Source organism: Oceanicola granulosus HTCC2516 (assembly GCF_000153305.1).
In the GTDB taxonomy this organism is placed as follows: Bacteria; Pseudomonadota; Alphaproteobacteria; order Rhodobacterales; family Rhodobacteraceae; genus Oceanicola; species Oceanicola granulosus.
The window spans coordinates 267,296-278,339 of the sequence record NZ_CH724108.1; the positions used below are offsets into that span (position 1 = coordinate 267,296).

The window sequence follows — 11,044 nt, forward strand, 5'->3', positions numbered from 1 at the left end:
GGCGTTTGTCCCTAGCGCGTGAACTTCTTGAACTTCACCCGCTTAGGCTCGAGCGCGTCCTCGCCGAGGCGGCGCTTCTTGTCTTCTTCGTAATCCTCGAAGTTGCCCTGGAACCACTCCACGTGGGCCTCGCCCTCGAAGGCGAGGATGTGGGTGCAGATGCGGTCGAGGAAGAAGCGGTCGTGGCTGATGACCACGGCGCAGCCGGCGAAGTCGACGAGGGCGTCCTCGAGCGCGCGCAGGGTTTCGACGTCGAGGTCGTTGGTCGGCTCGTCGAGCAGCAGCACGTTGCCGCCCTCCTTGAGGAGCTTGGCCATGTGGACCCGGTTGCGCTCGCCGCCCGAGAGCAGGCCGACCTTCTTCTGCTGGTCGCCGCCCTTGAAGTTGAACGCGCCGCAATAGGCGCGGGAGTTCATCTGCGCGTCGCCGAGCTGGATGATCTCGCCGCCGCCCGAGATCTCCTCCCAGACCGTCGCGTCGGGGTTCAGCGCATCGCGGGACTGGTCGACGTAGGAGAGCTGCACCGTGTCGCCGAACTCGATCGTGCCGCTGTCGGGCTCGAGCTGCCTGGTGAGCATCCGGAACAGGGTCGACTTGCCCGCGCCGTTGGAGCCGATCACGCCGACGATGCCGCCGGGCGGCAGCGAGAAGCTGAGATCCTCGATCAGGAGCTTGTCGCCCATCGCCTTCTGCAGGTTCTCGACCTCGATCACCTTGCCGCCGAGGCGGGGGCCGTTGGGGATGATGATCTGCGCCTTGCCGACCTTCTCGCGTTCGGACTGGCTGGCCAGCTCCTCGTAGGCCGCGATCCGCGCCTTCGACTTGGCCTGCCGCGCCTTCTGCCCCTGCCGCATCCACTCCAGCTCGCGCTGCAGCGTGTTCTGCTTGGACTTGTCCTCGCGCGCCTCCTGCTCGAGCCGCTTGGCCTTCTGCTCGAGCCAGCTGGAGTAGTTGCCCTCGTAGGGAATGCCCCGGCCGCGGTCGAGCTCGAGGATCCAGCCGGTGATCGAATCGAGGAAGTAGCGGTCGTGGGTGACGATCAGGATCGTGCCCTTGTACTCGATCAGGTGGTTCTGCAGCCAGGCGATGGTCTCGGCGTCGAGGTGGTTGGTCGGCTCGTCGAGCAGCAGCATGTCGGGCGCGTCGAGCAGCAGCTTGCAGAGCGCCACCCGGCGGCGCTCGCCGCCCGAGAGGGTGGAGACGTCGGCGTCGTCGGGCGGGCAGCGCAGGGCCTCCATCGCCACGTCGACCTGCGCGTCGAGGTCCCAGAGGTTCTGGCTGTCGATCTCGTCCTGGAGCCGCGCCATCTCGTCGGCGGTCTCGTCGGAATAGTTCATCGCCAGCTCGTTGTAGCGCTCGAGGATCGCCTGCTTGGCCTTGACCCCCTCCATGACGTTGCCGCGCACGTCGAGGTTCTCGTCGAGCTCCGGCTCCTGCGCGAGATAGCCCACCCGCGCGCCCTCGGCGGCCCAGGCCTCGCCGGTGAAGTCCTTGTCGATCCCGGCCATGATCTTGAGCAGCGTCGACTTGCCCGCGCCGTTGACGCCGACGACGCCGATCTTCACCCCCGGGAGGAAGGACAGGCGGATGTTCTCGAAGGTCTTCTTGCCGCCGGGATAGGTCTTGGAGACGCCATCCATGTGGTAGACGTACTGGTAGCTGGCCATGTCGCGTTGCTCCTCTGATCCCGGGGTCGGCCCGCGATGTATCCTCTGCCCGTCGCGGGTGCAATCCGGCTGCCGCGCGGGGCAACGGAGGGACGGCGGGGAATCTGCCGTGTCCGGCCGATCGGCGGGAACCGGCGCGGGGCAGGTGGGTTGGCTGGCGACATGGCTGACATACCCGCACCCGAAGATCCGGACGACAGACTGCGCGAGCTGCGCCGGATCCGGCGGCTGGTGACGGGGCTGTTCATCCTGGCGCTGTTCAGCGCCGTGTTCTTCGCCCGCGCACTCCTCCTGCCCATCGTCCTCGGCCTGCTCATCGCCCTGACGCTGCGCCCCGTCGCGCGCGGCCTCTCGCGCATCGGGGTCCCGACCGTGGTGAGCGCCGTCTTCCTCGTGGTCGCGCTGGGCGCCGGGGCGACCGGGGCGATCTACGCGGCGAGCGGCCCGGTGGGGCGGCTGGTCGAGCGGGCACCCGAGATCGGCAACGAGCTCGAGGTGAAGATGCGCGGATTGCTGCAGTCGGTCGACGAGGTGCAGAAGGCCTCTGAGCAGGTCGAGCAGCTGGCCTCGGGGGGCGACGAGGAGGGCGAGCCGCAGCAGGTGGTGGTCGAACAGGGGGCGCTGATCGGCGACCTCGTCGGCTCGATGGCGAGCGCGGGCACGTCGCTCGCGGTGGCGCTGGTGCTGGCGATGTTCTTCCTCGCGACCGGCGACATGTTCCAGCGCCGCATCATCGAGAACGCCCAGCGCCTGTCGGACAAGAAGCGCGCGATGATGATCGTGCGCGACGTGGAGCGCCAGATCTCGCGCTACCTGGCAGCGATCACCGTCATCAACGCGGGGCTCGGCGTCTGCATCGGGGTCGCGCTCTGGCTGATCGGCCTGCCCAACGCGCACTTCTGGGGCATCGCCGCCTTCCTGCTGAATTTCCTGCCCTTCATCGGCGCGATGGTCGGCACCGCGGGGGTCGCGATCATGGCCATCGTCACCTTCGACACGATGGGCCAGGCGCTGCTCTGCCCGATCGCCTACCTCGCCCTCACCGCGCTCGAGGGCAACGTCGTCACGCCGACGCTGCTCGGGCGCCACCTGGCGATCAACACCGTGTCGGTGTTCCTGACGGTGATGCTTTGGGTCTGGCTCTGGGGCATCCCCGGCGCGTTCCTCGCGGTGCCGGTGCTGGTGATCGTCAAGGTGCTGTGCGACCGGATCGAGGGCCTGCACCTGTTCGGCCGGTTCCTCGACAACGACATCGACCGGACCACCGCCAACGGGACGGGCAAGGCGGCCTGAGCGCGTTGACGGGGTCTTAAGCCTTTGCGGCCATGCTGGCGGCGACTCGCGCTGCAATGGGCCGCCACATGATTCGCTCGAACCTCGCCTTGCCGGGGCGCAACCTGCGCCTGGCCATCAAGCTCCCGGTGCTCTTCTGCCTCGCGGGCGCGATCGTCATCGTCGGCCTGTCGGTGCTCAATTTGCAGCGCGCCACCGACCTCATCGAGCGCAAGCAGGCGCAGATGTTCGCGCTGGTGCTGCGGCAGGCGGGCGAGCAGCTCGCCGAGTGGGAATATCACCTGGAGGAGGAGATCGAGGTCCTCAGCGCGGGCCACCTGGTCAAGTCGGCGGCGGTGCGCCTCGGGGCCGTCTGGCCCTTCGAGGGGACACCCAGCGCCGAGGCCCTGCGCCGGGCCTTCGTCGAGGACAACCCTGAGCCCGTCCGTGCCGACCTCCTGGATCCGGGGGGCGGCAGCAACTACGCGCAGCTCCACGCGCGCCTGCACGAGAGCTTCCGGGCCATCGCGCAGGAGTACGAATTCGGCGACATCTACATCGTCTCTCCCGAAGGGGTGGTCATGTACTCCGTCGAGAAGGACGAGGCCTTCGCGCGCAACGTGCTGGCCGGTGAGCTCGCCGAGACCCCACTCGGATCCGCCGTGGCAGCCGCCCTCGCGCCCGACGTCGCCGAGCCGGTCTGGCAGGATTTCGCGCCCGATCCGGTCTCCGGCGAGATCTCCGGCTTCTACGCCGCGCCGGTACACGCGCTGACGGGGGAGCTGTCGGGTGCGTTCGTCCTTCGCGTGACGGCAGACGGCATTGGCGAGATGCTCACGACCGATATGCTGGGGACGACCGGCGCGCTCTACCTCGTCGGCCCCGACAGGCGGGCCCGCGCGCCCACCAAAGGCCTCGATATGCTCGCGCCCCTGCCAAACCTGCCGCAGGTGAGCGCGAGCCTCTCCGAGCCGCGCGGCTTCGACGACGTCACCGGCATCGGCGGCGCGCCGGTCCGGTCGCAGGTCGTTCCGGTCTCGCTGTTGGGGCAGCCGAGGGGGCTCATCGCCGAGCAGACGCTGGCGGAGGCGACTGCCGAGCAGCGGGCGCTGCTCGTGCGCGCCGCGCCCGAGATCGGCCTGGTGCTGCTGCTGCTCGCCATCTTCATGCTGTTCCAGTTCCGCGGCCTCACCGGCCGGCTCGCCGGCCTCGGCGACGCGATCGACAGCATCGCCGCGAATGACCACGCCAGCCCGATCCCCGATCAGGACCGCCGCGACGAGATCGGCGATATCGCCCGCCAGCTCGTCGCCCTGCGCGACCGCCTCGCCGCCGGCGACGCCGCCGCCCGCGCCCGACAGGAGGAGGCGGCGACGCAGGCAGAGGTCATGGTCCGCCTCACCAAGGCCCTGCAGGAGCTCAGCACCGGCAATCTCGCCCACCGCATCGAGGAACCGTTCGCAGAGGCCTACGAGCCGCTGCGCGCCGACTTCAACACCAGCGTCGAGACCCTCGCCGCCACCATCCGCTCCGTCGCCCTCAACGCCGAGCGCATCGGCGGCTCCGTCGACGAGATCGCCCGCGCCGCCGAAGACCTGTCGCACCGCACCGAGACCCAGGCGGCGACGCTGGAGGAGACCGCCGCCGCCATCGACGAGCTGACCCGGTCCGTCAGCGGCGCGGCCGAGAATGCCGTCGCCGTCGACCGCACCGTCGGCGCCGCCCGCACCCACGCCGAGGAGAGCGGCGCCGTCGTCTCCGACGCCGTCGTCGCCATGTCCGAGATCGAGAGCTCGTCCAAGCAGATCACCCGCATCGTCGGCGTCATCGAAGACATCGCCTTCCAGACCAACCTGCTCGCGCTCAACGCCGGCGTCGAGGCCGCCCGGGCGGGCGACGTCGGCAAGGGCTTCGCCGTCGTCGCCACCGAGGTGCGCGCCCTGGCACAGCGTTCCTCCACCAGCGCCCAGGAGATCCGCCAGCTGATCGGGCAGAGCACCGCGCAGGTCGAGAACGGCGTCGTCCTCGTGGGCAACGCCGGCACCGCGCTCGAGCAGATCGTCGGCCGGGTCACCAAGATCGCGGGGCTGGTGAGCGAGATCTCCGAGGGTGCGCAGGAGCAGTCCATGGGCCTCGGCGAGATCAACGCCGGCATGGGCGCCCTCGACAACGTCACCCAGCAGAACGCCGCGATGGTCGAGGAAGTCACGGCGGCCGGGCAGTCGCTCCAGCAGGAGGCCGCGGCCCTGCGCCAGCGCATGACCCACTTCCGCCTGCCGCAGGCTCCCCCGTTCCGCGACGGCCGCGCCGAACGCCGCGCCAGCGACGTCGAGCGCCGCTCCGGCAACGACCGCCGCGCCGCCCCGCCGGCCCCCCGCGCCGCGAACGCCAGCGCGGCACCCAACGTCTGGCAGGATTTCTGAGCCATTCCGGACCTGACAGTGCGCTCGTCGGGCAGCCCACTTGCACGGCTGGCAGGCAGGCCCGGCCGCCAGATGCAAGGCTGCCCGCGGTTCCCGATCCAGTGCGCCGCAGTCTCCGCCCCAGAAGTTGCCGTTTGACTTTCCTCCGACGCCCCGCTCTAAACCGCCGTAATCGATTACGCTCGCCGGATCGAGGATCGGCGCCACCCCGCGCGCCACTTGAGGAGGACGTCCATGACCTATCGCCCCGCCGCCGACCGCTACGAGAAGATGGTCTACCGCCGCTGCGGCAACAGCGGCCTGAAGCTGCCCGCCATCAGCCTCGGCCTGTGGCACAACTTCGGCCACGACTTCCCGCACCAAACCAAGCGCGACATCGTCCTCACCGCCTTCGACCACGGCATCACCCATTTCGACCTGGCCAACAATTACGGCCCGCCCCCGGGCTCGGCCGAACACGCCTTCGGCTCGATCCTCGCCGAGGACCTCAAGCCCTACCGCGACGAGCTCATCATCTCGTCGAAAGCCGGCTACGAGATGTGGGACGGCCCCTACGGCGAATGGGGCAGCCGCAAGTACCTTGTCGCCTCCTGCGACCAGAGCCTGAAACGGATGGGCCTCGACTACGTCGACATCTTCTATTCGCACCGCTTCGACCCCGACACGCCGCTCGAGGAGACGATGGGCGCGCTCGACTATATCGTCCGCTCCGGCCGCGCCCTTTATGCCGGCATCTCGAGCTACAATTCCGAGCGTACCCGCGAGGCCGCGGCGATCCTGAAGGACCTCGGCACCCCCTGCCTCATCCACCAGCCGAGCTACAACATGCTCAACCGCTGGGTCGAGCGCGACGGGCTGAAGGACACGCTGACCGAGCTCGGCATCGGCTCCATCGCCTTCACCCCGCTGGCCCAGGGCATGCTGACGAAGAAGTACCTCGGCGGCATCCCCGACAGCAGCCGCGCCGCCCAGGACAAGTCGCTCGACAGGAACATGCTGTCGGAGCGCGCCATCGAGAACATCCGCAAGCTCGACGAGATCGCCGGGGCGCGCGGCCAGACCCTTGCGCAGATGGCGCTCGCCTGGGTCCTGCGCGACGGCGGCATCACCTCGGCCCTCATCGGCGCGAGCAAGCCGAGCCAGGTCGTCGATTGCGCCGGCGCGGTGAGCAACCTCGACTTCAGCGCCGAGGAGCTGGCGCAGATCGACGAGTATGCCGACGAGGAGAAGATCAACCTCTGGGCCAAGTCGGCCGAACTGGACACGTGATGATCGTCAATCCCGTCCTCAAGGGCTTCAACGCCGACCCGTCCTTCTGCCGGGTCGGCGAGGATTACTACCTCGCCGTCTCCACCTTCGAATGGTACCCCGGCGTGCGGATTCACCATTCCCGCGACCTGGTGAACTGGACCCTGGTGTCCATGCCGCTCGACCGCGCCGGCCTGCTCGACATGCGCGGCAACCCCGACAGCTGCGGCATCTGGGCGCCCTGCCTGAGCCACGACGGCGATAAGTTCTGGCTGGTCTACACCGACGTCAAGCGCCTCGACGGCGCCTTCAAGGACGCCCACAACTACATCACCACCTGCGAGGCCGTCGACGGCCGCTGGTCCGACCCCTGGTACGTCAACTCCTCGGGCTTCGACCCGTCGCTGTTCCACGACGACGACGGCCGCAAGTGGTTCGTCAACCAGCAATGGAACCACCGCGGCCCCGGCACCGGCGGCAACCCCGCCCATGCCAGCTTCGACGGCATCCTGCTGCAGGAATGGTCGCCCGAGACCGGCCTCACCGGCCCGGTCAAAAACATCTATCCCGGCACCGACCGCGGCCTCACCGAGGCGCCGCACCTGTTCAAGCGCAACGGCTACTACTACCTCACCACCGCCGAGGGCGGCACCGGGTACAAGCACGCCGTCACCATGGCCCGCTCGCGCGACATCTGGGGCCCCTACGAGGACCACCCGCAAAAGCACCTGATGTGCGCCGAGGACAGCGATGGCCCGATCCAGCGCACCGGCCACGGCCAGTATGTCGAGACCCACTGGGGCGAGCACTACCACTCGTTCCTGATGGGCCGGCCGATCCCCGGCCCCGACGGCGGACGGTTCTGCCCGCTCGGCCGCGAGGCCGGGCTCGAGAAGGTGGTGTGGAAGGACGACTGGCTCTGGCTCGAACACGGCGGCCTCGTCGCCCGCGAACAGGTGCCGGCCCCGACCGACGCCACCCCGGTGCCCGACGCGGCGGTCGACTACGACTTCACCGGCCCGCTGTCGCTCGACTTCCAGTGGCCGCGCACGCCCGAGACGGACCGGATCTTCCGGCTCGAAGACGGCGCCCTGGTGCTGACGGGCCGCGAGAGCCTCGGCAGCTTCTTCGAGCAGGCGCTGGTCGCGCGCCGCCAGGAGCACTTCACCTACGCCGCCGAGACCGAGCTCGACTTCGCCCCCGAGACCTACCAGCAGGCCGCCGGCCTCACCACCTACTACAACCGCGGCAAGTTCCACGCCGCGCTGGTGAGCCACGAGCCCGGCCTCGGCCGCGCGCTGACCATGCTGTCCTGCCCCGGCGACTGGCCCGAATACCGCCTGACCCAGCCCGCCGATCCGGTGCCCCTCGCCGAGGGGCCGGTGGCGCTCAAGGTCACCGTCGACCGCCACCGCCAGCAATTCCACTACCGCCAGGGCGACGGCGACTGGGCCCCCTTCGGCCCCGAGCTCGACGCCTCGGTGATCTCCGACGAGGGCGGGCGGGGCGAGCACGCCTCCTTCACCGGCGCCTTCGTAGGCATGGTGGCGATGGACACGTCGGGCCGCGGCCGGGAGGCGCGCTTCACCCGCTTCGGGTACGACCCGACATGAAGAGCGAGATCTGCATCGCGGGCCTCGACAGCAGCGTCACGGTCGTCCTCGCCCATGACGGCCATGTCGAGGCGCCGAACTGGCACCCCGACGGCTACCTGATCGTCAACGGCGACGGCCGGCTGTTTCGCGTCGACCTCGACGCCCCGTCGCTCGAGGCGATCGACACCGGCTTCGCCACGCGGTGCAACAACGACCACGGCCTGTCGCCCGACGGCACCCGGCTGGCGATCTCCGACCACAGCCAGCACGGCAAGAGCAGCGTCTACACGCTCCCCGTCTCCGGCGGCACGCCGGTCGAGGTCACCCCGCGCCAGCCCTCCTGGTGGCACGGCTGGTCGCCCGACGGTGGCGCCATCGTCTACGCCGCCGCCCGCGACGGCGGCCCGGTGGCGCCCTACATCGCGCCGCTGGAGGGGGGCGAGGAGCTGTGCCTCGCCACCGGGTTCGACCATTGCGACGGGCCGGATTTCTCCGCCGACGGCGCCTGGGTCTGGTTCAACGGCGAGCGCGACGGGAGCGTCGACCTCTGGCGCGTCCGTCCCGACGGCCGCGACCTGCAAAGGATGACAGACGGCGACAGCGTCGACTGGTTCCCGCATCCCTCGCCCGACGGCGCGCACGTGGTCTGGCTCGCCTACCCGCCGGGGACACAGGGGCATCCCGGCGGCCTCGACGTGGCGCTGTGGCTGATGCCGCAGGACGGCGGCGCGGGCCGCGAGCTGGTGCGGCTGCATGGCGGGCAGGGGACGATCAACGTGCCCTCCTGGGCGCCCGACGGGAGACGCTTCGCCTTCGTGCGCTACGCCGACTGAGGCTTTACACGCCCGCCGCACCGGCCCATGCCGGAAGCGGACAGGAGCGAGAGAGCGAGACCCATGCCCGACTTTCCCCCGGCCCGCGCCGGCCAGAGGATCGGCCTGCTCGGCGGCTCGTTCGACCCGCCGCACGCGGGGCACGTGCAGATCACACGCGCGGCGCTGGTGCGCTTCGGGCTCGACCGGGTCTGGTGGCTGGTCACGCCGGGCAACCCGCTCAAGCCCGCCGGCCCCGCGCCGCTAGAACGCCGTCTCGCGGCGGCGCGGGCGGTGATGCGCCACCCGGCGGTGACGGTGAGCGGCCTTGAGGCGCAGCTCGGGACCCGCTACACCGCCGAGACCATCCCGGCGCTGCGGGCGCACTACCCGGGCGTGCGCTTCACCTGGCTGATGGGGGCGGACAACCTCGCGCAGTTCCACCTCTGGCAGGATTGGGAGGCGATCCTTGCCGCCGTGCCGGTCGGGGTGCTGGCGCGCCCCGGCGAGCGGATCTCGGCGCGGATGTCGCGCGCGGCGCGGATCTACCGCCACGCCCGGCTGCCGGCGCGCGCGTCGCGCCTGCTGGGCGGAGCCGACGCGCCGGCCTGGTGCTTCGTCAACCTGCCGATGAGCGACCTCTCCTCCACGGCGCTCCGCGCCGCCGGGCACTGGACGCCCTGACTTGCGCTGCGCCGGGGCTTTGGCTAGCCCGGCGCCATGGCGAAGCTCTACTTCCACTACTCGACGATGAACGCCGGCAAGTCGACGGTGCTGCTGCAGGCGGCGCACAACTACGCCGAGCGCGGCATGGAGACCTACCTGCTCACCGCCCGGCTCGACCGGCGCGCCGGCGAGGGCCGCATCGCCAGCCGGATCGGCATCGGCGCGGCGGCCGACACCTTCTCGCCCGGCGATGACCTCTTCGCGCGGATCGAGACGCGGCTGCAGCAGCCCTGCGCCTGCATCTTCGTCGACGAGTCGCAGTTCCTGTCGGAAGAGCAGGTCTGGCAGCTCGCGCGGGCGGTGGACGATCTTGGCGTGCCGATCATGTGCTACGGCCTGCGCGTCGACTTCCAGGGCAAGCTGTTCCCCGGCTCGTCGGCGCTGCTGGCGCTCGCCGACGAGATGCGCGAGGTGCGCACGATCTGCCATTGCGGCCGCAAGGCGACGATGGTGATCCGCCGCGGCCCCGAGGGCACCGCGCTGCGCGGCGGCGAGCAGGTGCAGATCGGCGGCAACGAGACCTACGTCTCGCTGTGCCGCCGGCATTGGCGCGCGGCGATGGAATAGGCCCTCAGCGCAGCGGCACCGAGTACAGGACATACCCGTCGCGGCGCGCGACCTCCTGCGCGCCGGTGTCGAGGACGAAGACACCGAGGTTTTCGGCGCCCTCCGGGCAGCCGACGAGGTCGGCGGCGTCGTCGAGGAACTGGTTGGTGTAGGCGTCCTCGCCGAGGCGGCGGCAATAGTCGCCGTCGATCCGGTAGCCGTTGCCGAAGAACGGCAGGTCGGTCGGCGGGAACAGGCCCGGCGGCTGCGGCGTGGGCGGCATCGGCTCGCAGGCGGCGAGCAGGACGAGCGCGGCGGGGGCGGCGAGGCGGTGCATGGCACGGGCTCCGGTGGTGGCGCGGCCCGAGTGTAGCACGGAAGCGAGGTTGTTAGCGGTGGGGCGCCGAGCTGCGCCGCTCGCTGGGCAACAACGTGCGGATCGACAACACCGGCGACTCGCTGGTCGTGACCCTGCCGCAGGACATCCTGTTCGACACCGACAGCGCCACCCTGAGCGGCTCGCTGCAGTCCGATCTCAACGCGCTGGCCCGCAGCCTGAACAACTACCCCTCCACCACGATCACCGTGATCGGTCACACCGACAACACCGGCGAGGCGTCGTACAACCAGAACCTGTCGCGCCGCCGCGCCCAGGCGGTCACCTCGACGCTGATCTCGAGCGGCGTCTCCGCCGGCCGGATCAACACCGTCGGCCGCGGCGAGGACGCGCCGATCGCGACGAACCTCACCGAGGA

At 70.2% G+C, this 11,044-nt stretch carries 9 protein-coding genes and 1 pseudogene; 8 read left to right on the top strand and 2 right to left on the bottom strand.

The genetic code is table 11. From position 1 onward, the window contains the following. Positions 1-11: 11 nt before the first annotated feature. Positions 12-1,667, bottom strand: a complete 1,656-nt coding sequence (gene ettA, locus OG2516_RS13670; RefSeq protein ID WP_007256293.1) for an energy-dependent translational throttle protein EttA — start codon at positions 1,665-1,667, stop codon at positions 12-14. Positions 1,668-1,829: 162 nt separating this feature from the next. On the opposite strand from ettA, the gene OG2516_RS13675 reads away from it, so the two are divergent. From OG2516_RS13675 to OG2516_RS13705, 7 genes are all read left to right on the top strand, one after another. Beyond that, positions 1,830-2,960, top strand: coding sequence for an AI-2E family transporter (locus OG2516_RS13675; protein ID WP_007256294.1), 1,131 nt, complete (start codon positions 1,830-1,832; stop codon positions 2,958-2,960). A 68-nt stretch (positions 2,961-3,028) separates the two neighbouring features. Beyond that, on the top strand, positions 3,029-5,362 hold the full coding sequence (locus tag OG2516_RS13680; RefSeq protein ID WP_156799384.1) for a methyl-accepting chemotaxis protein: 2,334 nt from the start codon (positions 3,029-3,031) through the stop codon (positions 5,360-5,362). A 234-nt stretch (positions 5,363-5,596) separates the two neighbouring features. After that, entirely contained in the window at positions 5,597-6,631 is a 1,035-nt protein-coding gene (gene mgrA, locus OG2516_RS13685; protein WP_007256296.1) for an L-glyceraldehyde 3-phosphate reductase, read from the top strand. Further along, positions 6,631-8,223 carry a glycoside hydrolase family 43 protein gene (locus OG2516_RS13690; RefSeq protein WP_007256297.1) on the top strand — a complete coding sequence of 531 codons (1,593 nt, stop codon included), beginning with the start codon at positions 6,631-6,633 and terminating at the stop codon, positions 8,221-8,223. The genes mgrA and OG2516_RS13690 overlap by 1 nt, the downstream gene beginning before the upstream one ends. Beyond that, positions 8,220-9,038: a TolB family protein gene (locus OG2516_RS13695; protein WP_007256298.1), complete on the top strand. Its 819-nt coding sequence runs from the start codon at positions 8,220-8,222 to the stop codon at positions 9,036-9,038. The genes OG2516_RS13690 and OG2516_RS13695 overlap by 4 nt, the downstream gene beginning before the upstream one ends. 63 nt (positions 9,039-9,101) lie before the next feature. Continuing rightward, the gene (locus tag OG2516_RS13700; RefSeq protein ID WP_007256299.1) at positions 9,102-9,701 is read left to right on the top strand and encodes a nicotinate-nucleotide adenylyltransferase; all 600 of its coding nucleotides are present in this window, start codon (positions 9,102-9,104) and stop codon (positions 9,699-9,701) included. A gap of 36 nt (positions 9,702-9,737) precedes the next feature. Continuing rightward, positions 9,738-10,310: a thymidine kinase gene (locus OG2516_RS13705; RefSeq protein ID WP_007256300.1), complete on the top strand. Its 573-nt coding sequence runs from the start codon at positions 9,738-9,740 to the stop codon at positions 10,308-10,310. Between the two features lie 4 nt (positions 10,311-10,314). On the opposite strand, the gene OG2516_RS13710 is transcribed toward OG2516_RS13705, so the two are convergent. Further along, positions 10,315-10,626, bottom strand: coding sequence for a hypothetical protein (locus tag OG2516_RS13710; protein WP_007256301.1), 312 nt, complete (start codon positions 10,624-10,626; stop codon positions 10,315-10,317). Between the two features lie 56 nt (positions 10,627-10,682). On the opposite strand from OG2516_RS13710, the pseudogene OG2516_RS13715 reads away from it, so the two are divergent. Continuing rightward, positions 10,683-11,044, top strand: a pseudogene (locus OG2516_RS13715) (OmpA family protein); the annotation flags it as partial.

Bases quoted from the DNA above. Each gene is read 5' to 3' on its own strand.
- OG2516_RS13690 (WP_007256297.1), top strand. From the start codon at position 6,631: ATGATCGTCAATCCCGTCCTCAAGGGCTTCAACGCCGACCCGTCCTTC.
- OG2516_RS13680 (WP_156799384.1), top strand. From the start codon at position 3,029: ATGATTCGCTCGAACCTCGCCTTGCCGGGGCGCAACCTGCGCCTGGCC.
- OG2516_RS13710 (WP_007256301.1), bottom strand. From the start codon at position 10,626: ATGCACCGCCTCGCCGCCCCCGCCGCGCTCGTCCTGCTCGCCGCCTGC.
- ettA (WP_007256293.1), bottom strand. From the start codon at position 1,667: ATGGCCAGCTACCAGTACGTCTACCACATGGATGGCGTCTCCAAGACC.
- OG2516_RS13705 (WP_007256300.1), top strand. From the start codon at position 9,738: ATGGCGAAGCTCTACTTCCACTACTCGACGATGAACGCCGGCAAGTCG.
- mgrA (WP_007256296.1), top strand. From the start codon at position 5,597: ATGACCTATCGCCCCGCCGCCGACCGCTACGAGAAGATGGTCTACCGC.
- OG2516_RS13695 (WP_007256298.1), top strand. From the start codon at position 8,220: ATGAAGAGCGAGATCTGCATCGCGGGCCTCGACAGCAGCGTCACGGTC.
- OG2516_RS13700 (WP_007256299.1), top strand. From the start codon at position 9,102: ATGCCCGACTTTCCCCCGGCCCGCGCCGGCCAGAGGATCGGCCTGCTC.
- OG2516_RS13675 (WP_007256294.1), top strand. From the start codon at position 1,830: ATGGCTGACATACCCGCACCCGAAGATCCGGACGACAGACTGCGCGAG.